We start from the raw sequence: 21917 nt of genomic DNA, 5'->3' as shown, positions 1-21917 counted from the left end.
CTTCTGGCGTTGATTTTTGGCACGCTGTTGAGTTCTCAAGGAACGGACGCTTCCTTCGTACTCACCCTCAGCAACACTGGCTGGGGCTTTCCTCCAGGCTTTCGTTCTGCTGTCTTGCGTTTCCAACTCTACCAGATCATTTCCGCGCCCTGCTTCTCGGAAGTCGCAGTCGGTTTGGATTTGAATTCGGTGACCGTTGGGGGTCTGTGCCTTTCGGCGCTCCGCTACGTTAGCGCTTTTCCCCTGCGGCTCATAATCGAGCCGTTGGCCGGGAATCCGGGCATGCCGGATAGAACCCCGCCAGGGGTAAGTCGTAGGTAGTGGTTGGCCGCTCCGGGGTCCGCCGATGGCAGTGCCCCGTTCAAACGGCTCGGACTACGTTAGGCGTCTGCAAGGGGCGAGTCAAGTTGAGCGGCGGCGGGGCGCGTGGGCCCGGTACGGGCTCACCGTCGGGTCGTGCGTGATCCAGAAGCGGTACGGGTGGGCCGCGCCGGCTCCGCCCACTCCCGTGCGCGGGCCGCTGCTCACCAGGTCGGGCGAGGTGGGGGTGCCCGCGAGGAGGGACAAGGGGGATTCGGGGCCGGCGCAGAGGTCCGTGCCGTCGAGTGAGCGGTCCACGTCCAGGGCCGTGGCCAGGCGGGCCGGGCCTTTGGCCAGCTCTCTCGGATATCTGGCCGAAACTCGACGTTTGGCGGCGAGCTCGGCGCCCTTCGTGATCTCGCCCGCGCGGATCAGGACCCCGCTCGCGTGGTCCTGCGGCCCGCACACCAGGTTGAGGCTGAACCACATGCCGTAGATGAAGTAGACGTACGCGTGTCCGGGCGGCCCGAACATCGATGCGTTGCGTGCGGTGCGGCCCCGGTAGGCGTGGGATCCGGGGTCGGACTCCCCCTCGTACGCCTCCACCTCCGTGATGCGCAGTTCGATGGGGCCGTCCGGGGTGCGCCGGACGAGGGTGCGGCCGAGGAGGTCGGGGGCCACCGAGAGGACCGGGCGGTCGAAGAAGGGCCGGGCCAGGGGCGTACGGTCGGGTCGCGCGCTCATCCGGTCGAGCGTAGTGGAACGCGCGCGCCTGCAACCGGGGCCTAGGGTTCCGCGTTGGTAAGAGGTGGTCGCGGCGCAGTCGCCACACCTACACAGTGCCTTCAAGGGGAGTTTGAACATGGGGTTCAGGAAGCTGTTCGCGAGCCTGGGTGCCGGCGGGGCTTCGGTGGACACGATCATCACCGAGCCGAACGTCGTGCCGGGCGGGATCGTCCAGGGCGAGGTGCGGATCCAGGGCGGGTCCGTGGAGCAGCAGATCGAGGGGCTGTCGGTCGGGCTCCAGGCGCGTGTGGAGGTGGAGGGCGGCGACCAGGAGTACAAGCAGGACATCGTCTTCACCAAGCAGCGTCTCGGTGGTGCCTTCAAGGTGCAGCCCGGCGCCGTGCACGTGGTGCCCTTCGGGCTGGAGATCCCCTGGGAGACGCCGATCACCCACTTCGGGGGTCAGCACCTGCACGGGATGAACATCGGGGTCAGCACCGAGCTGGAGATCGCGCGTGCGGTGGACGCGGGCGACCTCGACCCGATCAACGTGCACCCGGTGCCGGCGCAGCAGGCGATCCTCGACGCGTTCCGGCAGCTCGGCTTCTCCTTCCGCAGCGCGGACATGGAGCGCGGGCACATCCGCGGCACGCGGCAGACGCTGCCCTTCTACCAGGAGATCGAGTTCCTGCCGCCGTCGCAGTACCGGGGGCTGAACCAGGTCGAGCTGACCTTCGTCTCGGACGGGCACGAGATGGACGTCGTCCTGGAGATGGACAAGAAGCCGGGTCTGTTCACCGAGGGCAGTGACACCTACCGCTGCTTCCAGGTGGGGCTGCAGTCGTACCAGGGCACCGATTGGGCCGCGTACCTGAACCAGTGGATCGCCTCGGTCGGCTCGCAGCGCAACTGGTTCTGATCCGATGACGCCGGGGCCCGGACCGCCAGCGCGGTCCGGGCCCCGGCGTCGTGGCCACCGCTCCTGACGGTGCGTCGGCCCCTAGGATCCCGGTTGATCAGTCTTCCCCGACCGAGACAGGAGGTTCCGTGGTGGCCGAGCAGAAGAGGGCTCCCCTGCCGCACGATTTCCACCCCGAGGTGCACGAGTTCACGGTGACGAGCGCGGATCTGTCGCCCGGTGCCGATCTGGGTCCCGACCAGGTGCTCTCGGGCGGGAACCGCTCGCCGCAGTTGCGGTGGGAGGGGTTCCCGGAGGGGACGAAGAGTTTCGCCGTGACCTGCTTCGATCCCGATGCGCCGACCGGGAGCGGGTTCTGGCACTGGGTGCTGTTCGACCTCCCGGTGTCGGTGACCGAGCTTCCGGGCGGGGCGGGCAGCGGGAAGTTCGAGGGCCTGCCCGCCGGAGCGGTGCACGTGCGCAACGACTACGGGACCCGGGACTTCGGCGGGGCGGCGCCGCCGGCCGGGGAGCGGCACCGGTATGTGTTCACCGTCTACGCGGTGGACCAGGAGAAGCTCGGCCCCGGCGAGGACGCGTCCCCCGCGGCGGTCGGTTTCAATCTGCGGTTCCACACGCTGGGTCGGGCCCAGCTGATCGGTGAGTACGAGGCGCCCGCCGGCTGATCTCTTCTCCTGCTGTTTGCCCGGTCCTGGTCTAAAGACGGCCTGGACCGGGCATTTTTATTGCGTTGTCCCGCGTGGCGCGCGCGGCCAGAGTGGTTGCGGGCCCTGCCGCCAGGGTGGTCGCGGGCCTGCACACGGGAGGTGGGCGAGATGCGGGACACGCTGGTGCTGAATGCGAGCTTCGAGCCGCTGTCGACGGTGACGTTGAACCGGGCCGTGGTCCTGGTCCTCCAGGACAAGGCCGTCGTCGAACAGTCGCACCCCGATCTCCGTGTGCGCGGTGCCACCATGGATCTTCCGATGCCCCGGGTGATCAGGCTCTGCAGGTACGTCCGGGTGCCCTTCCGAAGACATGCTCCCTGGTCACGGAGGGGGGTGCTGGTCCGGGACCAACACCGGTGCGCGTACTGCGGGAAGCGCGCGACGACCGTGGACCACGTACTTCCGCGGGCCCAGGGGGGCGGGGACACCTGGCTGAACACGGTGGCCTCGTGCGCCGAGGACAACCACCGCAAGGCGGCGAGGACTCCGGAGGAGGCGGGGATGCCGCTCCTCCGGAAGCCCTTCGTGCCGTCTCCGGCGGACGCCATGCTGCTGGCCCTGGGGGTGAACGGGCGGGACGTGCTGCCGGAGTGGCTCGAGCGTTCCGCCTGAGGCCGTGGTCCGCTGAATGGCGTAGGTCCTCTACGCCACTCAGCGGATCAGCAGTTGGACGATCGCGAGGATGCCGACGGTCACGATGACCGCTCGCAGGACGGTCGGCGAGAGGCGGCGGCCGACCTTGGCGCCGATCTGGCCGCCGATGGTGGAGCCGACGGCGATGAGCAGGACGGCCGTCCAGTCGAACTCCGCGACGAAGAGGAAGACGACGGCCGCGATTCCGTTCACCAGTGCGGCGATGACGTTCTTCACGGCGTTGATCCGCTGCATGTCCTCGTGGAGCAGCAGGCCCATCAGGCCGAGGTAGAGGACGCCCTGGGCGGCTCCGAAGTAGCCCCCGTACGCACTGGCGAGCAGCATTCCGGACAGGAGCGCGGGGCCGCCGTCGGGATGGCCCGGATCGCCTCCGGTGGTCTCCTGGCGGCGGCGCAGGTAGGCGGCGAGGCGGGGCTGGAGGACGACCAGCACGAGGGCCAGTCCGATGAGGACGGGCACGATCGTGTCGAAGGAGTCGGACGGCAGGGTGAGGAGCAGGACGGCTCCGGCGAGACCGCCGACGAGGGACACGGCGCCGAGCCGGAGGACGCGGGAGCGCTGGCCCTTCAGCTCCTTGCGGTAGCCGATGGCCCCGCTGATGGAACCCGGCACCAGGCCGAGGGTGTTGGACACGTTGGCGGTGACCGGTGGCAGGCCGGTGGCCAGCAGTACCGGAAAGGTGATCAGCGTGCCGGAACCGACGATGGTGTTGATCGTGCCGGCACCGATGCCGGCGGCGAAGACCGCGAGTGATTCCCAGATGGACATGGGCGGGGTCGTCCCCTTTGCATGAGTGAGTCGCCTCCCCGCCATGAAGGTCGAGGGGCCTCACTGATCATGCCTGAGGGGACGGCCGGAGGGTCCCGGGGGGGGGAGGGATCGCAAAAATCCCCCACCCCTCCGCAACTGCTCCGGTCCCGCTAGTCGATGGGGGGCTGCTCACGGCGCTGGGCGCCGATGCCGCCGCCCTCCGCGCCGGCCCCGTCCTTGCCGGAGCCCTGCGGGTTGAAGCCCGAACCGCCGGTCATGGGGCCGAAGTTGCCCATGGCGCCGGAGAGGCCCTTGAGGGCGTCGCCGATCTCGCTGGGCACGATCCAGAGCTTGTTGGCGTCGCCCTCGGCGATCTTCGGGAGCATCTGGAGGTACTGGTACGCGAGGAGCTTCTGGTCGGCGTCGCCGGCGTGGATGGACTCGAAGACCGTGCGGATGGCCTGGGCCTCGCCCTCGGCCTTCAGTGCGGCGGCCTTGGCCTCACCCTCGGCGCGCAGGATGGAGGACTGCTTCTCACCCTCGGCGCGCAGGATCTCCGACTGCCGGACACCTTCGGCCTGGAGGATCGCGGCGCGCTTGTCGCGGTCGGCGCGCATCTGCTTCTCCATCGAGTCCTGGATGGAGGTCGGCGGCTCGATCGCCTTCAGCTCGACGCGGTTGACGCGGATGCCCCACTTGCCGGTCGCCTCGTCGAGGACCCCGCGCAGGGCCGCGTTGATCTCCTCGCGGGAGGTGAGGGTCCGCTCCAGGTCCATGCCACCGATGATGTTGCGCAGGGTGGTGACGGTGAGCTGCTCGATCGCCTGGATGTAGCTGGCCACTTCGTACGTGGCGGCGCGCGCGTCGGTCACCTGGTAGTAGATGACGGTGTCGATGTTGACGACCAGGTTGTCCTGGGTGATCACCGGCTGCGGCGGGAAGGGGACGACCTGCTCGCGGAGGTCGATCCTGTTGCGGATCGAGTCGATGAACGGCACGACTATGTTGAGGCCCGCGTTGAGGGTGCGCGTGTAGCGGCCGAACCGCTCGACGATGGCGGCGCTGGCCTGCGGGATCACCTGGATCGTCTTGACCAGTGCGATGAAGACCAGAACCACCAGAATGATCAGGACGATGATGATCGGTTGCATGCGGTTCTCCCCGTGCCCTTCCGGCTGTCTGTGCTGCCCCGTTGAACGGAGTCTCGCAGACCCGGGGCCCGCGAGCAGGCTGCTTGTCACATGACGACGGCGGTCGCCCCGTCGATCTCCACGACGTCGACCGACTGGCCGGGTTCGAAACTGGTGTCCGCGTCGAGGGTGCGCGCGGACCAGACCTCTCCGGCGAGCTTGATCCGGCCGCCCCGGCCGTCGACGCGTTCGAGGACGAGGGCGCTCCGGCCCTTCAACGCGTCGATCCCGCTGCGGTGTTGGGGGCGCTGGTGGCGGTGCCGATTGGCGAGGGGCCGTACGACGGCGATGAGCGCGACCGACACGATCACGAAGACCAGGACCTGGGCCACCACTCCCCCGCCGAGGGCCGCCGTGACGGCGGCCGCGACCGCGCCGACGGCGAACATCCCGAACTCCGGCATCGCGGTCAGGACGAGGGGGATGCCCAGTCCGACCGCGCCGATGAGCCACCACACCCACGCGTCGATGTCCACATGGTCATGGTAGGCGGGGCGAGCGCGGTCGGGACAGGGGGCGTTGGCGTCCGCGTCGGCGTTGGCGTCCGCGTCGGCGCCGGAGGGGGCCTAGCGCAGGGGCAGGCCCTGGGCGGTCCAGCGGTCGTTCCCGTTGCGCTCGACGATCAGCGGGAGGCCGAAGCAGAGCGAGAGGTTGCGGGAGGTCAGTTCGAGGTCGATCGGACCCGCGGTGACGACCTTGCCCTGACGGATCATCAGGACGTGGGTGAAGCCGGGGGCGATCTCCTCGACGTGGTGGGTGACCATCACCATGGAGGGGGCGAGCGGGTCGCTGGCGAGCCGGCCGAGGCGGCGTACGAGGTCCTCGCGGCCGCCGAGGTCCAGCCCGGCGGCGGGCTCGTCGAGGAGCAGCAGCTCGGGGTCGGTCATCAGGGCGCGGGCGATCAGGGTCCGCTTGCGCTCGCCCTCGGAGAGGGTGCCGAACTTCCGGTCGAGGTAGTCGGTCATGCCGAGGCGGTCGAGGAAGGCGCGGGCGCGCAGCTCGTCGACCTCCTCGTACTCCTCCTGCCAGGTCGCCGTCATGCCGTAGGCGGCGGTGAGGACGGTCTGCAGGACGGTCTGCCGCTTGGGGAGCTTGTCGGCCATCGCGATGCCGGCGACGCCGATGCGGGGGCGCAGCTCGAAGACGTCGCTGCCGGGCTTGCCGAGGGTGCTGCCGAGGATCGTGGCGGTGCCCTTGGTGGGGAAGAGGTAGCTGGAGGCGAGGTTCAGCAGCGTGGTCTTGCCGGCACCGTTCGGGCCGAGGATCACCCAGCGCTCGCCCTCCTTGACCGACCAGGAGACCTGGTCCACCAGCGCCCGGCCCTCGCGGACCACGGATACGTCCACCAGCTCCAGAACATCGCTCATGAGCGTGTTGTCACCCCTTGCAGTCACGGTTCTGTGCCCGCCTGTAGGCGCGGCCCCAGGGGAAAACCTACGCCACTCGGAGAGGGGTCCGGGGCCGGGCCCCGGTGCGGGGGGCCGCGCGGTGCGGATCCGTAGAGTAGGGGGATGCTTTTCGAACCACGTTCAGGGCGGCTGGCCGCCTGGGGGAACGCGCTGCTGGCCGCTCTGGTCTCGCCCGATGAGGCCGTGTCGTCGATCGTGGGCGAGGACGCCGTGCACCGGGTGGCGGGGCTGCCCGGTGAGGCGGAGCCGGTGGGGCTCACGCTGGCGCTCGGCCGGCTGCGGGCGCTGGGGGTGAGCGGGCTGCGGGTCGCGCTGCCGGCGCCGGGGCATCCGCTGGGGCTGAGCGGGCCGCCGGAGTTCAACGCGCGGGCGCTGGAGGCCGAGGAGGCCGTCGTGTGCGTGGGCGCTGCGCTGGGCCTGGTGCCGGAGGTCGCGGAGGCGGGGCCCGCGGGTGACGTGCACGTATCCGTGGTGTGGCACTGCCTGCCGGTACGGGAGGCCCCGCCGGCGGACGTGCCCTCGCTGGGCGAGGCGGAGCGGGAGCTGGCGGAGGCGCTGCGCGAGGCGACGGTGGTGCTGACGCGGCTGGATGTGGCGGGGTCGGGTCCGGTCGCGGAGGCCGCGCTGTCGGCGTACCGGGCGCGGGCGGAGGCGGGGCCGTCCGACGGGGCGCTGGCTCCGGGGTATCCGGCGCGGGCGGTGCGGGTGCTGTCGCTGGCGCAGCGGGTGGACCTGATGGTGTCGCTGGCGTACGAGAGCGGGCACGGGGGTGCGGTGTCCTCGTCGGAGATGGCGGCGCGGGCGGAGGCCCTGCGGCCGGTGGAGCGGGTGGCCCGGCGGGCGCTCGTCGCGGCGTACAACTCGGCGGTCGAGGAGCGGGGGCGCTAGCGCGGGCCGGGCGGGGCGGCCCGGGGCTGCGCCCCGGCTCCCTGGGCTCCGCCCCGGACCCCGCGCCTCGATCGCCGGCGGGGCTGGGTTTTGCCCGGCGGGACCGATGCGCCGGGCCGGCTGCGCCGCGGGCAATCGGGGGCTCCGCCCCCGGACCCCCGCGCCTCAAACGCCGGCGAGGCTGGTTTCGGCTGAGCCGAGCTTTCGGGTGCGGCGCCGTTGCGGGGGCTCCGCCCCCGGACCCTCGCGCCTCAAACGCCGACGGGGCTGAGTTTGCCCGGCCTGGGTTGCACCGTGCGGGCGGAGACGGCTGCGGCCCCGCTTCCCGGGGAGAGGGGGGAAGCGGGGCCGGTCAGGGTGCGCTGCTCGGCGGGGCGAAGCCGGCGGAGCGGTGCGGGTGCCGTGGTTAGGAGTTCACGCCCGTGTTGCCCCAGGCGCCGTTCAGCAGGCCGATCGCGGTGACCGAGTTGCCCACGACGTTGACCGGGACGTGGACCGGGACCTGGAGCAGGTTCCCGGAGGCCACGCCGGGCGAGTTCAGGGCCTCGCCCTCCGCCGACGCACTGCCGTGCGCCGAGGAGACACCGGCGCCGGCGGCGATGAGGCCGCCCGCGATCATGGTGACTGCAGCGGCCTTCTTGAAGTTCTTCACGTTCTCGTCCTCCAGTACGTCTGCCGCGACCAGCCGTCGCGGCACGCCATGGAGAACGGGCCGCCCCTGCTCAGGATGCGCCATCCGGGCTACATACACCCGACCGTATGAATCTCGGATTGGTCCGATTACTCGGCCAGACCGTGCCTGACGGCCCACAGCGCGGCCTGGGTGCGGTCCGCGAGGTCCAGTTTCATCAGGATGTTGGAGACGTGCGTCTTGACCGTCTTCTCGGAGAGGACGAGGGCCCTCGCGATCTCCCGGTTGGAGCGGCCGTCCGCGATCAGGCCCAGGACCTCGCGCTCGCGGTCGGTGAGGGAACCCGGGCGGCCGGTGCCGGAGGGGTTCTGCTCCTCCTGGGAGAGGAGGGCCTCCGCCACTTCCGGCTGGAGGACCACGTGGCCCGCGCGGACGGAGCGGATCGCGGCGGCCAGGGCGTCCGGGTCGATGTCCTTGTAGACGTATCCGGCGGCCCCGGCGCGCAGCGCGGGGATCGCCGTCCGCTGTTCCGTGAAGCTGGTGACGATCAGCACGCGGGCGGGGTTGTCGAGTCCGCGCAGCCGGCGCAGGGCCTCGATGCCGTCCGTGCCCGGCATCTTCACGTCCATGAGGATGACGTGGGGCCGGAGCTCCTCGGCGCGGGCGATGCCCTCCTCGCCGTCGGAGGCCTCGCCGACCACCTCGATGTCCTCCTGTACCTCCAGGAAGGTGCGCAGGCCGCGGCGGACCACCTGGTGGTCGTCGACCAGCAGGATCCGGATGCGGCCGGTGTCGTCAGCCACCGGGGACCTCCATCTCGATCGTGGTGCCCCTGCCGGGCTCCGAGTGCACGGTGAGGCGGCCGCCGACGCCGCTCGCCCGGTCCCGCATGGAGACCAGGCCGAGGTGGCGGCCCGCGCGGCGGACGTTCCTCGGGTCGAAGCCCTTTCCGTGGTCGCGGACCGCGAGCACGGCGCCGCCGCCGGCGGTGCGGGCCAGGCCGACCTCGACACGGTCGGCGCCGGAGTGGCGCAGGGCGTTGTGCAGGGCTTCCTGGGCCACGCGCAGGAGTGCTTCCTCCTGGGTCGCGGGCAGGGCCCGTACGCCGTCGCAGGTGAAGGTGACGTGCGCGGTGTGCGCGCGGTCGAGTACGTGGACGTGGGTGCGGAGGGTGGCGACGAGGCCGTCCTCGTCGAGGGCGGCCGGGCGGAGCTCGGTCACGGCGGCGCGCAGTTCGTCGGCGGCCTCGGCGGCGAGGGCGGAGACCTGCTGGAGCTCGTCCTTGGCGCGGGCCGGGTCGCGGTCCACGAGGGCGGCGGCGGCCTGGGCGGTGAGGCGGAGCGAGAAGAGCTTCTGGCTGACGGCGTCGTGCAGCTCGTGGGCGAGGCGGGAGCGCTCCTCTGCGATGGTGAGCTCGCGGCTGCGCTCGTAGAGCCGGGCGTTGGTCAGGGCGATGGCCGCGTGCTGGGCGAGGAGGCCGAGGAGTTCCTCGTCCTCGTCGGTGAAGCCGGCCGGCCCCTTCTTGTTGGCGAGGAAGAGGGCGCCGAGGATCTCCTCGCCGTCGCGGACGGGCAGGCCGAGGAAGTCGGACATCTCGGGGTGCGCGGCGGGCCAGCCGCCGAAGCGCGGGTCCTGGCGTACGTCGGCCAGCCGCTCGGGGGCGTCCGTGTGGAGCATCGAGGCGAGGATGCCGTGCTGGCGGGGCAGGGGGCCGATGGCGCGCCACTGCTCCGGGCTGATGCCGTCGACCACGAACTGGGCGAAGCCGCCGTGGTCGTCCGGGACACCCAGGGCCGCGTATTCGGCGTCCAGGAGCTCGCGGGCGGAGACGACGATCGTGCGCAGGACGTCGCGGACCTCCAGGCGGCGGCTCATGGCGAGCAGCGCGGTGCTGACGGCGGCCAGGCCGGTGCGCTGCGGTCCTTTGTGTCCCTTGTGCATGGGCTCACCGTACCCACGACCGTGACCTGCGGGATCGGGCCCGGGGCGTAGGTCCAAGGGACCGGTACGGGTGGGGCTCGCGGCCGACGCGGCGAGGAGTGCGGACTTCCTACGTTGGGGGCATCTGATGGTCGGTGCGAAGGGTGTGGGTGCGGTCATGTCGGTGGCGATGGTGACGGGGGCTTCGCGTGGGCTGGGCCGGGCGCTGGCCGGGGAGCTGGCGGCGCGCGGCTGGGACCTGGTGCTGAGTGCGCGGGGCGCGGGGGCGCTGGAGGCGGCCGCGGCGGAGCTGGAGAAGGGGGGCGGTCGGGTGGTGGCGGTGGCCGGGGACGTGTCCTCGGCGGCGCACCGGGCGGCGCTGGTCGCGGCGGCGCGGCAGCTGGGCGGCCTGGACCTGCTGGTGAACAACGCGGGGGTGCTGGGGGCGGAGCCGTTGGTGCCGCTGGCGGAGCATGCGCTGGAGGGGCTGCGGGAGGCGTTCGAGGTGAACGTGGTGGGGCCGCTGGGGCTGCTCCAGGAGGGGCTGCCGCTGCTGCGGGCCTCGGCGGCCGGGGCGGTGCTGAACATCAGCTCGGACGCGGCGGTCGTTCCGTACGCGACGTGGGGGGCGTACGGGGCGACGAAGGCGGCCGGAGACCTGATGTCGGCGGTACTGGCGGTGGAGGAGCCGGGGCTGCGGGTGTGGTGGGCGGATCCGGGTTCCATGCGGACGCGGATGATGGCGGCGGCCGAGCCCGGGGAGGACCTGGCCGGGCTGCCCGCACCGGAGGAGGTGGCGCCGGTGCTGCTGGGGCTGCTGGACCGGTGGCTGCCGAGCGGGCGCCACAGCCTCGCGGCGGGCCGGTTGGCACGCGCGGGGCGCCCGGAGGGTGCGGGGGACGGGGCGGACGGGGCGGACGGGGCGGACGGGGCGGACGCGGAGCCGGGGACGGGCGCGGCCGCCGGTGCGCCTGCGGGTGGGGTGGTGGGGTCGTGGTGAGTGGGCGGGCTGCCCGGGAGGGGCTGTACATGACGCACATCCCGCCGGAGCTGTCGGCTCGGGTGCCCGTCGAGCAGCGGGGGCCCGGGCTGGGGCGGGATTCCGTGCGGCTGCTGGTGTCGCGGGGCCGTGCGGCGGCGTCGCTGCACGCCTTCCGGGAGCTGACGGGGCTGCTGCGGGCGGGGGACGTCCTGGTGGTCAACACGTCGGCCACGCTGGCGGCCGCCGTGGACGGCCGGCTGGGCCGCGAGGAGGTGGTCGTGCACTTCTCGACCCGCGGGGACGACGGGCGCTGGGCGGTGGAGCTGCGGGAGCCGGCCGGCCGGGGTACGACCCGGAGGCGGGCCGGCGGGCCCGCGGGCGGGCTCGTGGAGCTGCCCGGCGGCCAGCGGCTCGTACTGGAGGAGCCCCTCGACTCCGGGTCGGACCGGCTGTGGTGGGCACGGCCGTCCGCGGAGGTGCCGGCACTGCTGCGGGCGTACGGGCGGCCCATCCGCTACGCCTACACGGAGCGGGACCAGCCGCTGTCGGCGTACCAGACGGTCTTCGCCGTACCGGCCGCCGACGGGTCCGGCTCGGCGGAGATGCCGAGCGCGGGGCGCCCCTTCACCCCGGAGCTGGTGGCGCGGCTGGTGAGCCGCGGGGTGCAGTTCGCGCCGCTGACGCTGCACACGGGGGTGGCCTCGCAGGAGGCGCACGAGCCGCCGTATCCGGAGCGGTACGAGGTGCCGGCGACGACGGCCTGGCTGGTGAACGCCGCGAGGGCGGCGGGCGGCAGGGTGATCGCGGTCGGGACCACCGCCGTACGGGCCCTGGAGTCCGCGGCGGATGCGGACGGGGTGGTGCGCGCGGTCGCGGGGTGGACCGGGCTGGTGGTGACGCCGGAGCGCGGGGTACGGGTGGTGGACGGGCTGCTGACCGGGCTGCACGAGCCCGAGGCCTCCCACCTCCTGATGCTGGAGGCGGTGGCGGGCCGGGAGGCCGTACGGCGCGGGTACGCCGAGGCGGTGGCCCGTCTCTGCCTTTGGCACGAGTTCGGGGACGTCCATCTGCTACTCAAGGATGAGTTCCGTAACTGATTGCATTGCTGACGCAACACCTGGTGAATTCGTTACGTGGCCGATGTGACCCCGCGCATAGGACCCAGATCACTTACGAAGTTGCCTAGTGGACGCATAAAGGTCCCGTCAGCACGGGTGCGACTAGCGCCGAGGCCGAAATGCGGGCCTCGGCGCCCGCCCCTGATCCACTAAGCGGGATCGTACGTCACACCTTTGCCACAGCTTTTTGCCACCGCTAAGAATTGCCCTCGTCGCACAGCGCCGCGGATCCCGGATCCACGCGGCGCTTTCCTGCGGCCCCCGCGATTCGAAGAGGTTGCCCGATCATGTCTGCTTCCAGCACCCCCGGTCACAGTCGTCTGACGAAGGCACACAAGCTGTCCATTGCCGGTGTCGCCACGTTCAGCGTCGCCGCGCTCGCCTTCTCCCTGGTCCCGGCCGACGCCGCCGAGGTCACCGAGGTGACCGCCGCCGCCCCCGTCGCCTGGACCAAGGTCGTCGACGGTGCGCAGACCAAGGCAATGCACGGCCACCTCTCCGCGCAGCAGGTCATCGCCGACGCGAACGCGAAGGCCGCGGCGAAGGCCAAGGCCGACGCCGACGCCAAAGCCAAGGCCGCGGCCGAGGCGGCGGCGAAGAAGGCGCGCGAGCAGAAGGCCGCCGCGAGCCGGTCCGCCGCCCGCACCCCCGTCTTCGCGAACAACCTGGACGGCTGGATCAAGGAAGCGCTCTTCATCATGAAGCGCGAGGGCATCCCGGGCAGCTACGCCGGTATCCACCGCAACATCATGCGCGAGTCCAGCGGCAACCCCCGCGCGATCAACCTGTGGGACATCAACGCGAAGAACGGCATCCCCTCGAAGGGCCTGCTCCAGGTCATCCAGCCGACCTTCAACACGTACCACGTCAAGGGCACGAAGTTCGACCTGTACGACCCGGTCGCCAACATCGTCGCCGCATGCAACTACGCGGCCGACCGCTACGGCTCGATGGACAACGTCAACAGCGCCTACTAGGCCCCGCTGACATCTCGGCCCCCATACGCCTCAGGGGCGGCACCCGGATTCCGGATGCCGCCCCTGAGGCGTTTCGTGCGTGGTGCCACGCGGGCCGGGTTACTTGCCGGCGCGCATGACCTCCGGCTCGTGGCGGCGCAGCAGGCGCTGGACCGCGAAGCCGCAGGCGACGCCGAGGAGCACCAGGATGGTGATGTTCAGGCTCCACTGGCCGATCGAGTGGTCCCAGAGCGGGTCCGTGTTGAGCGGGTTGTCGGCGTCCCACGGCGGCATGAGCTTGCCGAGGTTCAGCGTGGTGCCGGCGGCGGCGATGGCCCAGCGGGAGGGCATCAGCCAGGCGAACTGCTCCAGGCCCGGGGAGTCGTACACCTGGAAGAGGATGCCGGTGAACACGACCTGGACGATCGCGAACATGACCAGCAGCGGCATGGTCTTCTCGGCGGTCTTCACCAGCGAGGAGATCACCAGGCCGAACATCATCGAGGTGAAGCCGAGCGCGATGACCGACAGGCAGATCTCGACGGCCGGCGGCATGATCAGGCCCTCGGCGGGCAGGTCGCGCGGGAAGAAGCCGATCGCGCAGATGATCACGCCCTGGAAGGCCGTGATGACGCCGAGGACGATCACCTTCGACATGAGGTACGCGGACCGGTAGAGACCGGTCGCCCGCTCACGCTCGTAGATCACCCGTTCCTTGATCAGCTCTCGGACCGAGTTGGCAGCGCCCGAGAAGCACATGCCGACCGCGAGGATCAGCATGATCGTGCCGGCGTCGCCGTTGAAGCGGGACGGCGCGACCGGGGGCGCGAGGCCGAACTTCGCGGGGATCACCGTGGAGACCACGCCCAGGACCGCGGGCAGGAGCACCATCAGGGCCAGGAAGCCGATGTCCGAGGCGATCACGGAGACGTAGCGGCGCATCAGCGTGAACAGCTGCGAGCCCCAGCCCTGGGGCGTGCTCGGGCGCATCTGCTGCGGCGGCATGGCGATCGACTGCGGGGCGACCGCGTCGAGGTCGGCGGCGTAGAGCTGGTAGTGCTGCGAGCCCTTCCAGCGGCCGGCCCAGTCGTAGTCGCGGTAGTTCTCGAACGCCGAGAAGACGTCCGCCCACGTGCTGTAGCCGAAGAAGTTCAGCGCGTCGTCCGGCGGGCCGAAGTAGGCGACCGAACCGCCCGGGGCCATGACCAGCAGCTTGTCGCAGATGGAGAGCTCGGCGACGGAGTGGGTGACGACGAGGACCGTGCGGCCGTCGTCGGCGAGGCCGCGCAGCAGCTGCATGACGTCGCGGTCCATGCCCGGGTCGAGACCGGAGGTCGGCTCGTCCAGGAAGATCAGCGAGGGCTTGGTGAGCAGCTCCAGGGCCACGGACACGCGCTTGCGCTGACCACCGGAGAGCGCGGTGATCTTCTTGTCCTTGTGGATGTCGAGCTTGAGCTCGCGCAGCACCTCGTCGATGCGGGCCTCGCGCTCGGACGCGGCGGTGTCGCCGGGGAAGCGCAGCTTGGCCGCGTACTTGAGGGCCGTGCTGACCTTCAGCTCCTTGTGCAGGATGTCGTCCTGCGGGACCAGGCCGATGCGCTGGCGGAGCTCCGCGAACTGCTTGTACAGGTTGCGGTTGTCGTAGAGGACGTCACCCTGGTCGGCGGGCCGGTAGCCGGTCAGCGCCTTGAGCAGGGTCGACTTTCCGGAGCCGGACGGGCCGATGACGCCGATCAGCGACTTCTCCGGGACGCCGAAGGTGACGTCCTTCAGGATCTGCTTGCCGCCGTCGACGGTGACCGTGAGGTGGCGGGCCGAGAAGGAAACCGCGCCGGTGTCGACGAACTCCTCGAGGCGGTCGCCGACGATCCGGAACGTCGAGTGACCGACGCCGACGATGTCGTTCGCGCCGATCTGCGCGGAGCCGGACTTGGGCAGCGGCTGACCGTTGACGTAGGTGCCGTTGTGGCTGCCGAGGTCGTGGATCTCGAAGCGGCCGCCGGGCATCGAGCGGAACTCGGCGTGGTGGCGGGACACCTGGAGGTCGGAGACCACCAGTTCGTTCTCCAGCGCACGGCCGATGCGCATGACGTGGCCCAGCGAGAGCTGGTGGAACGTCGTCGGGCTGCGGTCGCTGTAGCCCGGCGCGCCGCCCTGGGCCGGGCTGGGCGCGGCGGCTCCCTGCTGGTGCGGGAAGTGCGGCTGCTGCGCCTGCGGCTGCTGCTGCGGCTGGGCGTACTGCTGCTGGGCGTGCTGCTGCTGGGCCCAGGCCTGCTGCGCCTGCTGCTGGGCCTGGTACCCAGGGGCTGCCTGCTGCGCGTACGCCTGCTGCTGCGGCTGCTGCTGCGGCACGGCGGCGGCGCTCAGATTCAGCCGCGGGCCGTCGGTGGCGTTGCCCAGGTGGACCGGCGTGCCGGGCACGAGTTCGGTCTGCTGGACCCTCGCACCGTGCACGTAGGTGCCATTGGTGCTGCCGTGGTCCTCGATGCCCCAACCCCGGCCGTTCCAGGCGATGGTGGCGTGCCGCCACGACACCCGGGCGTCGTCGATCACCACGTCTCCCTGGGGGTCACGCCCCAGCGAGTACGACCTGGACGGATCGAGCGTCCAGGTCCTTCCATTCAATTCCAGTACGAGTTCCGGCACTCCAGCCCCACTTAAGTCCCCCGAGAATCCCCCTGACGTCAGGGAGTCTAGGGATGGCGAACATCCGGGGGAACTATTTCAGGCCGAGGCCCACATGTGGAATCGGGGCCACGATACGGCGTCTGTGTCGACGCGTTGACGGGGGGTGAAAGTCACCCGGAGAGTGAGGAAGGGGACTTCTCGCCCGCCCGGCGCGGAGCGGGGGAACCGCGTATGCCCGGTGTGCGTCGGGTTCGTTGGGGGGAAGCGCTGCTTCTCCGGCGTCGCCGCCGTGGGCCGGTCCCCTTCGTGACCGCTGCACGGCCGTGCCACGGGGGTACAGCCCGGCTGCTGCCGGAACCGCTGCCGGTGGGGGCGGGCGCGGAGGAGCCGGTGACGGTGGCGCGGCTCGCCGAGTGCTCGGGCGGTGCGGGGGCGCCGGGGGCTGGGACCGACCCGTGCGCTGCCCCGCGTTGAGCGCATGGCAAAGCCACCTCGGGGGGCGGCGGCGCCCTCCTGACCCGCCGCTGCCCCGGGGCCGGCCGCCGCGGGGTCTCCCCCGGGGCCTCGTGGGCGAAGCCCGTACGCCGACCGGCCGGCCGGCCGCGGCATCGAACGCGGGTGCCGGACGGTCCGGCGCCCGTCGAATCCGGGTGCCGGGCGGGGTCGGCCCCGCTGACACCCCCGCGCCGTCGGGGTCGGGTGTGTGCCGGGGTGCCCCCGCAGGGCGTCGAACGCAACCACGTCGCCACATGTCCGCTGCCTCTGCAGGTTCGACGCTCGATGAGGTGCCCCGGCGCGCGCCCGGCCCCGGCGGCCCGCCACCGCGGCCGCTGCGCGGAGCCGTCCCCTACCCGCCCTTCCACCGTTCCCCGGGGCTCCGCCCCGGACCCCGCGCCTCAAACGCCGGCGAGGCTGGAATTGCCGCTGCGCGGCAAACCAGACCCGCCGGGCCATACCCGGAGCGCTGGGGGTGACAGGCGACGAGGCGGCCCGGGCCCGGTCAGCGGGAGCGGACGGGGCGCGGGGGACGCGCGGCGACCGTAGGGTGGGACGGGGGTCCTGGAGTGGGGGGCGGGAAGATACGGTGAGGGCACCATGAGCGCATCGCAGACCTCCGAGGTCCCCACCCTCCTCGTCAAGATCTTCGGCAAGGACCGTCCCGGGATCACCGCCGGGCTGTTCGACACCCTCGCCGCCTACTCCGTCGACGTGGTCGACATCGAGCAGGTCGTCACCCGTGGCCGCATCGTCCTGTGCGCCCTCGTCACCAAGCCCGCCGGCGGAGCCGAGGGCGAGCTGCGGGCGACCGTCCACAGCTGGGCCGAGTCGCTGCGGATGCAGGCCGAGATCCTCTCCGGAACCGGTGACAACCGGCCGCGCGGCAGCGGCCGTTCCCACGTCACCGTGCTCGGGCACCCGCTGACCGCCGAGTCCACCGCCGCCATCGCCTCCCGGATCACCGCGACCGGCGGCAACATCGACCGTATCTTCCGGCTCGCGAAGTACCCGGTGACGGCGGTGGAGTTCGCCGTCTCCGGCACCGAGACCGAGCCGCTGCGCACCTCGCTGGCCACCGCCGCCTCGCAGATCGGCGTGGACGTGGCCGTGGTCTCGGCCGGGCTGCACCGCCGGGCCCAGCGTCTGGTCGTCATGGACGTGGACTCGACGCTCATCCAGGACGAGGTGATCGAGCTCTTCGCCGCGCACGCGGGCTGCGAGGCCGAGGTCGCCGAGGTGACCGAGCGGGCCATGCGCGGTGAGCTGGACTTCGAGCAGTCGCTGCATGCCCGCGTCGCGCTGCTCGCGGGGCTGGACGCCTCCGTCGTGGACAAGGTCCGCGCCGAGGTGCAGCTGACGCCGGGCGCGCGGACCCTGATCCGTACGCTCAAGCGGCTCGGCTACCAGGTCGGCGTGGTGTCCGGCGGGTTCACCCAGGTGACGGACGATCTGCGGGAGCGGCTGGGGCTGGACTTCGCCTCGGCCAACACCCTGGAGATCGTGGACGGCAAGCTCACCGGCAAGGTCACGGGCGAGATCGTCGACCGGGCGGGCAAGGCCCGGCTGCTGCGCAGGTTCGCCGCCGAGGCCGGGGTGCCGCTGGCCCAGACGGTGGCCATCGGTGACGGTGCGAACGACCTGGACATGCTGAACGCGGCCGGGCTGGGCGTGGCCTTCAACGCGAAGCCGGTGGTCCGCGAGGCCGCGCACACGGCGGTGAACGTGCCGTTCCTGGACGCGGTGCTGTACCTGCTGGGGATCACCCGCGAGGAGGTCGAGGCCGCCGACCTGGCGTGACTCGTACGAACGCGTGAAGGGGCCCCGGCGGCGACACGCAGCCGGGGCCCTTCGGCGTGCGGGGGACTCCCCGCGTACGGGTGTCAGTGGCCCTTCGGGGTCCAGTAGTCGAGCAGCGTGCCCACCCCGTGCTCCAGGGACTTCCACGAACCGGTGAAGGAGACGACGGCGAGCGCGGCCGTGGGGAATCCCGTACGGGTCATCCGTGCGAGCGTGTCGTCCTTCGCCCGCCCGGAAAGGGCGTCGGCGAGGGCGTGCATGCCGGGGTTGTGCCCGATGACCAGGAGGTCGGCCACGTCGTCGGGGGTCTCGTTCAGCAGGGCGATGAGCTCGCCGAGCGAGGCGTCGTAGAGCCGTTCCTCGTAATGGGTCTTCGGCCGGTGCGGCATCTCCTGGACGGCGAGCTTCCACGTCTCGCGCGTACGGGCGGCGGTGGAGCAGAGGGCCAGGTCGAAGGCGATGCCGGTCTCGGCGAGCTTCAGGCCGGCGGCCGGCGCGTCGTGGCGGCCCCGGTCCGCCAGCGGGCGTTCGTGGTCGGCCACGTCGGGCCAGTCGGCTTTGGCGTGCCGGAGGAGGACGATCCTGCGGGGTGTGTCGGCGCTCATGACTCCCAGCTTCGCATGAAACGGGGGGTGCGGCGCAGGGTGTTGAAGGGGTCAGGCGACGGCGCGCAGGAGCTGTTGCGCGACCTGGACCAGCGCCGGGCCCTCCCGGGTGGCGGCCTCGGCCTGGCCCGATCCGGCGAGGAGCAGCAGGAGCAGACCGAAGGCGAGGGCGGGCAGGGCCAGTGCCCACCAGTGCAGCCGGGCGTCCGCGCCGAACCGGGAGGCGGGGGCGGCCGGGCGGGTGCGGGTGTGCGTGGGGGCCGACATGGCCGCCTCCGTGGGTGTGCGGGCGGGGTGTGCGGACGGACTGGCTCTCTGTCATCGAATCTATGGATCCGAGGGAGCCGTTCACATCGGGGGCACACCCCACTTCACCCTGACCCTGACCCCCTAGGGGTGGTGGGGTTACCCCTACCTCAGGGGGAGGCGAGCGTCGCGATGACCGCGATGACGACGGTCACGACGAGCATCGCGCCGAGCACGAGGCCGAGCTTCTTGTGGCCGTTCTGCGGGTTGGGTTCAAGTACGGGCGACATGCCGTTCAGTCTGCCATGCCGCATTCGTCCTCGATCGTGCGGTCCCGTCCGGCCAGGACGCCCAGCACGATCTGCGGTACGAGGATCCCCGCCATCAGGGCGAGCGGCAGGTCCCAGCCGCCGCTGTGCTGGTAGAGGGCGCCGATCAGGAGCGGGCCGGGGATGGAGATGAGGTAGCCGGCGCTCTGGGAGAAAGCGGAGAGCTTGACGACCCCGGCCGGGGACTTGGCGCGCAGCCCGATGAGGGTGATGACGAGGGGGAAGGCGCAGTTGGACACGCCGATGAGCAGCGCCCAGGCCCAGGCTCCGGCGACGGGGGCGAGGTAGAGCCCGATGTAGCCGGTGAGGCCGAAGAGGCCGAGGGTGACGGCGATGGCGCCCTGGTTCTTCATCCGGCCGGCGAGGCCGGGGATCACGAAGGAGAGGGGTACGCCCACGGCCATGGTGACGGCGAGGAGCACTCCGGCGGTGGAGGCGGAGACTCCGGCGTCGCGGAAGATCTGCGGGAGCCAGCCCATGGTGATGTACGCCCCCGTGGCCTGGAGGCCGAAGTAGCAGGACAGGGCCCAGGCGGTGCGGCTGCGGAGGATGCGGGGGCCGGTGCCTTCCGGGCGTACCGTCCCGGCGGTGGCCGCGGCCGTGCGCTCCTCCCGGCGGGCGGAGCGGGCGATGGGCAGCCACGGGAGTACGGCGATCACCGCGAGCACGGCCCAGATGAGCAGGCCGGTGCGCCAGTCGCCGCCGAGGGCGTCGGTGAGCGGGACGGTCGTGGCGGCGGCGAGGGAGGTCCCGGTGGCCAGGGCCATGGAGTACACGCCGGTCATGGTGCCGACCTTGTCCGGGAACCAGCGCTTGACGATGACCGGGACCAGGACGTTGGTCAGGGCTATGCCGGCCAGTGCCAGGGCGCTGGCGGCGAGGAAGCCGGCTGCGCCGGTCGCGTAGGAGCGGATCACCAGTCCGGTGCCGACGGCGGCCATGGCCGCGCAGACGACGGTGGCCGGGCCGAAGCGGCGGGAGAGCCGGGGCGCGGCGACGCCGAAGACGGCGAAGCACAGGGCGGGGACGGAGGTGATCAGTCCGGCGACGGTGCCGCTCATGCCGAGACCCTCGCGGGCCTCCTCGAAGAGGGCGCCGAGGCTGGTGACGGCGGGCCGCAGGTTGAGGGCGGCCAGCACGATGCCGACGACGAGCAGGGGGCCCAGCCAGGCCGGCTGCGCCGGTGCCTGCTGCCGGGTGGGTGCGGTCGCCTGCCGGGCCTGGATTTCTTCGTCGAGCATTCCGCCATCATAGAATCATGGGATGATTGGTTGTCCAGTCACTTGCATGTAAACAACACACGCTTTTCCGAGAGGCCCCCATGCCGCTGACGTCGCCCCGGCGCTCCGCCCTCGTCGACCAGGTGATCGCCCAGCTCCGGAACCAGATCACCTCCGGCGAGTGGCCGGTCGGCTCCCGCATCCCCACCGAGCCGGAGCTGGTGGAGCTGCTCGGCGTCGCCCGCAACACCGTGCGCGAGGCGGTCCGGGCACTGGCGCACAACGGGCTGCTCGACATCCGCCAGGGGTCGGGCACGTACGTGATCGCCACCAGCGAGCTCGCCGGTGTGATGCACCGCCGCTTCGCCGGGGCCGATCCCCGGCACATCGCGGAGCTGCGTTCGACGCTGGAGTCCTCGGCGGCCCGGCTGGCGGCGGAGCGGCGCAGCGAGCGTGACCTCGTACAGCTGGACGCGCTGCTGGCGCGGCGCGAGGAGGCGTGGGCCAGCGGCGACGCGGAGGTGTTCGTCGCGGCGGACGTCAGCCTGCACATGGCGGTGGTGACGGCCTCGCACAACGAGGTGCTGATCGAGCTGTACGCGGACCTCGGCGACCTGGTGGCCGACTGGCTGCGCTCGGACGTCGGGACGGAGCTGCGCCCGGAGGCCCATCTGGACCACGCCCGGCTGATCGAGGCGATCCGGCGGGGCGACGGGGACGCGGCGGCCTCGGAGGCCGCGGGCTATCCGTTCGTCTGCCTCGGCAAGGAGCCCGGGAAGGACCTCACGACGAAGGACCTCACGACCGCTGGTGGGTGACCCAGGCCGAGCGGACTTCCTTCCAGCAGCGGCTGATGAGCTCGGCGCGGCCGGCCGGGCCGACGGGCACGGGGGCGCTGTCGCCGTCCAGGTCCCACCAGCGGTCGCATTCGACGTGCAGCCGTACCAGGTCGGTCCGCGGGTAGCCGTTGTGGCAGCGCGCCGTCACCTGTGAGCCCGAGATCTCGGTGGTGCAGTCGGCGCCGAAGAGTTCCGCGGCGGGGGGCCGCGCGGGCTGCACGGGGGGCTCGACGGCGATGTCTGCGAGGTCCACGACGGCCAGGGCCTCCGGACCGGCGGCGGGCGCGTCCAGGCCGGGCCGGGGGGAGCCCGCGGGCATCAGGAAGCCGGTCAGGACCACGGCTGCGACCAGGAGCGATACCACTCCACTCGGCCTCGCGCGCACTCCCTCACCTCCTCCCCGCAAGCCCGGGAAGATCCCGGCCTGGTCAGTTTGCAGGCATATGTCCCGGTTTTCGACTCGGGAAGATCCGATCAGCCCGTGGACATCCGATCGAACCCGTACGGAAAACGGCGGCGGGGGGGGGGGGCCCAGGGGGGGGGGGGGGGGGGAGGGGGGGGGGGGGGGGGGGGGGGAGCCCCAGACTGTGTGCACGAGAACTTAC

24 protein-coding genes are annotated in these 21917 nt (G+C 71.8%); 10 read left to right on the top strand and 14 right to left on the bottom strand.

Annotated features, from left to right (window positions below; all coding sequences use genetic code 11):
- A partial coding sequence (locus ACZ6Y1_RS36840) for a hypothetical protein (RefSeq protein WP_469640431.1) occupies positions 1-321 on the top strand: 321 nt, incomplete at its 5' end.
- A gap of 81 nt (positions 322-402) precedes the next feature.
- Here the strand turns inward: ACZ6Y1_RS36840 and ACZ6Y1_RS36835 are convergent.
- Positions 403-1044 (bottom strand): DNA-3-methyladenine glycosylase, encoded by a 642-nt coding sequence (locus tag ACZ6Y1_RS36835; RefSeq protein ID WP_469640429.1) that lies wholly within the window; start codon positions 1042-1044, stop codon positions 403-405.
- Positions 1045-1162: 118 nt separating this feature from the next.
- Here ACZ6Y1_RS36835 and ACZ6Y1_RS36830 point away from each other — a divergent pair, with 118 nt between their 5' ends.
- The 3 genes from ACZ6Y1_RS36830 to ACZ6Y1_RS36820 all read left to right on the top strand — a co-directional run bounded on the left by ACZ6Y1_RS36830 (position 1163) and on the right by ACZ6Y1_RS36820 (position 3264).
- Positions 1163-1945: a sporulation protein gene (locus tag ACZ6Y1_RS36830; RefSeq protein ID WP_469640427.1), complete on the top strand. Its 783-nt coding sequence runs from the start codon at positions 1163-1165 to the stop codon at positions 1943-1945.
- Between the two features lie 131 nt (positions 1946-2076).
- Positions 2077-2610, top strand: coding sequence for a YbhB/YbcL family Raf kinase inhibitor-like protein (locus ACZ6Y1_RS36825; RefSeq protein WP_469640425.1), 534 nt, complete (start codon positions 2077-2079; stop codon positions 2608-2610).
- Positions 2611-2760: 150 nt separating this feature from the next.
- Positions 2761-3264, top strand: coding sequence for an HNH endonuclease (locus tag ACZ6Y1_RS36820; protein WP_376661611.1), 504 nt, complete (start codon positions 2761-2763; stop codon positions 3262-3264).
- Positions 3265-3303: 39 nt separating this feature from the next.
- On the opposite strand, the gene ACZ6Y1_RS36815 is transcribed toward ACZ6Y1_RS36820, so the two are convergent.
- From ACZ6Y1_RS36815 to ACZ6Y1_RS36800, 4 genes are all read right to left on the bottom strand, one after another.
- Positions 3304-4074 (bottom strand): sulfite exporter TauE/SafE family protein, encoded by a 771-nt coding sequence (locus tag ACZ6Y1_RS36815; protein WP_469640422.1) that lies wholly within the window; start codon positions 4072-4074, stop codon positions 3304-3306.
- A 152-nt stretch (positions 4075-4226) separates the two neighbouring features.
- A complete protein-coding gene (locus tag ACZ6Y1_RS36810) occupies positions 4227-5207 on the bottom strand; it encodes an SPFH domain-containing protein (RefSeq protein ID WP_469640420.1) in 981 nt (326 codons plus the stop codon).
- Between the two features lie 86 nt (positions 5208-5293).
- Positions 5294-5722, bottom strand: coding sequence for an NfeD family protein (locus ACZ6Y1_RS36805; RefSeq protein WP_469640418.1), 429 nt, complete (start codon positions 5720-5722; stop codon positions 5294-5296).
- Between the two features lie 90 nt (positions 5723-5812).
- Positions 5813-6613, bottom strand: a complete 801-nt coding sequence (locus ACZ6Y1_RS36800) for an ABC transporter ATP-binding protein (protein ID WP_469640415.1) — start codon at positions 6611-6613, stop codon at positions 5813-5815.
- A gap of 144 nt (positions 6614-6757) precedes the next feature.
- On the opposite strand from ACZ6Y1_RS36800, the gene ACZ6Y1_RS36795 reads away from it, so the two are divergent.
- Positions 6758-7543: a hypothetical protein gene (locus tag ACZ6Y1_RS36795; protein WP_469640413.1), complete on the top strand. Its 786-nt coding sequence runs from the start codon at positions 6758-6760 to the stop codon at positions 7541-7543.
- Between the two features lie 406 nt (positions 7544-7949).
- Here ACZ6Y1_RS36795 and ACZ6Y1_RS36790 read toward each other — a convergent pair whose 3' ends face one another.
- The 3 genes from ACZ6Y1_RS36790 to ACZ6Y1_RS36780 all read right to left on the bottom strand — a co-directional run bounded on the left by ACZ6Y1_RS36790 (position 7950) and on the right by ACZ6Y1_RS36780 (position 10115).
- Positions 7950-8195: a chaplin gene (locus tag ACZ6Y1_RS36790; RefSeq protein ID WP_384754245.1), complete on the bottom strand. Its 246-nt coding sequence runs from the start codon at positions 8193-8195 to the stop codon at positions 7950-7952.
- A 128-nt stretch (positions 8196-8323) separates the two neighbouring features.
- The gene (locus tag ACZ6Y1_RS36785) at positions 8324-8977 is read right to left on the bottom strand and encodes a response regulator (RefSeq protein WP_469640411.1); all 654 of its coding nucleotides are present in this window, start codon (positions 8975-8977) and stop codon (positions 8324-8326) included.
- Complete coding sequence (locus ACZ6Y1_RS36780) at positions 8970-10115, bottom strand: GAF domain-containing sensor histidine kinase (RefSeq protein ID WP_469640409.1); 1146 nt, start codon at positions 10113-10115, stop codon at positions 8970-8972. The genes ACZ6Y1_RS36785 and ACZ6Y1_RS36780 overlap by 8 nt, the downstream gene beginning before the upstream one ends.
- A gap of 127 nt (positions 10116-10242) precedes the next feature.
- On the opposite strand from ACZ6Y1_RS36780, the gene ACZ6Y1_RS36775 reads away from it, so the two are divergent.
- From ACZ6Y1_RS36775 to ACZ6Y1_RS36765, 3 genes are all read left to right on the top strand, one after another.
- Positions 10243-11094: an SDR family NAD(P)-dependent oxidoreductase gene (locus tag ACZ6Y1_RS36775; RefSeq protein ID WP_469640407.1), complete on the top strand. Its 852-nt coding sequence runs from the start codon at positions 10243-10245 to the stop codon at positions 11092-11094.
- Between the two features lie 29 nt (positions 11095-11123).
- Complete coding sequence (locus ACZ6Y1_RS36770; protein WP_469640405.1) at positions 11124-12173, top strand: S-adenosylmethionine:tRNA ribosyltransferase-isomerase; 1050 nt, start codon at positions 11124-11126, stop codon at positions 12171-12173.
- A 308-nt stretch (positions 12174-12481) separates the two neighbouring features.
- Positions 12482-13171 (top strand): transglycosylase SLT domain-containing protein, encoded by a 690-nt coding sequence (locus tag ACZ6Y1_RS36765; protein ID WP_469640403.1) that lies wholly within the window; start codon positions 12482-12484, stop codon positions 13169-13171.
- A gap of 99 nt (positions 13172-13270) precedes the next feature.
- Here ACZ6Y1_RS36765 and ACZ6Y1_RS36760 read toward each other — a convergent pair whose 3' ends face one another.
- On the bottom strand, positions 13271-15796 hold the full coding sequence (locus tag ACZ6Y1_RS36760; protein ID WP_469640400.1) for an ABC transporter ATP-binding protein/permease: 2526 nt from the start codon (positions 15794-15796) through the stop codon (positions 13271-13273).
- Between the two features lie 1077 nt (positions 15797-16873).
- Between ACZ6Y1_RS36760 and serB the strand changes: the two genes are divergently transcribed.
- On the top strand, positions 16874-18073 hold the full coding sequence (serB, locus tag ACZ6Y1_RS36755; protein ID WP_469640398.1) for a phosphoserine phosphatase SerB: 1200 nt from the start codon (positions 16874-16876) through the stop codon (positions 18071-18073).
- A gap of 83 nt (positions 18074-18156) precedes the next feature.
- Here serB and ACZ6Y1_RS36750 read toward each other — a convergent pair whose 3' ends face one another.
- The 4 genes from ACZ6Y1_RS36750 to ACZ6Y1_RS36735 all read right to left on the bottom strand — a co-directional run bounded on the left by ACZ6Y1_RS36750 (position 18157) and on the right by ACZ6Y1_RS36735 (position 20494).
- A complete protein-coding gene (locus tag ACZ6Y1_RS36750; protein WP_469640396.1) occupies positions 18157-18678 on the bottom strand; it encodes a SixA phosphatase family protein in 522 nt (173 codons plus the stop codon).
- A gap of 51 nt (positions 18679-18729) precedes the next feature.
- Entirely contained in the window at positions 18730-18945 is a 216-nt protein-coding gene (locus ACZ6Y1_RS36745) for a hypothetical protein (RefSeq protein ID WP_469640393.1), read from the bottom strand.
- Between the two features lie 149 nt (positions 18946-19094).
- Complete coding sequence (locus ACZ6Y1_RS36740) at positions 19095-19214, bottom strand: SGM_5486 family transporter-associated protein (RefSeq protein ID WP_469640391.1); 120 nt, start codon at positions 19212-19214, stop codon at positions 19095-19097.
- A 5-nt stretch (positions 19215-19219) separates the two neighbouring features.
- Positions 19220-20494 (bottom strand): CynX/NimT family MFS transporter, encoded by a 1275-nt coding sequence (locus ACZ6Y1_RS36735; RefSeq protein WP_469640389.1) that lies wholly within the window; start codon positions 20492-20494, stop codon positions 19220-19222.
- Positions 20495-20574: 80 nt separating this feature from the next.
- Here ACZ6Y1_RS36735 and ACZ6Y1_RS36730 point away from each other — a divergent pair, with 80 nt between their 5' ends.
- Complete coding sequence (locus ACZ6Y1_RS36730; protein WP_469640387.1) at positions 20575-21291, top strand: FadR/GntR family transcriptional regulator; 717 nt, start codon at positions 20575-20577, stop codon at positions 21289-21291.
- Here ACZ6Y1_RS36730 and ACZ6Y1_RS36725 read toward each other — a convergent pair.
- Positions 21272-21697, bottom strand: a complete 426-nt coding sequence (locus ACZ6Y1_RS36725; RefSeq protein WP_469640385.1) for a hypothetical protein — start codon at positions 21695-21697, stop codon at positions 21272-21274. The genes ACZ6Y1_RS36730 and ACZ6Y1_RS36725 overlap by 20 nt on opposite strands.
- Positions 21698-21917 lie beyond the last annotated feature (220 nt).

The sequence above is a fragment of the Streptomyces sp. NPDC053432 genome, assembly GCF_055585365.1.
This window is presented reverse-complemented; position numbering and strand designations above follow the sequence as displayed.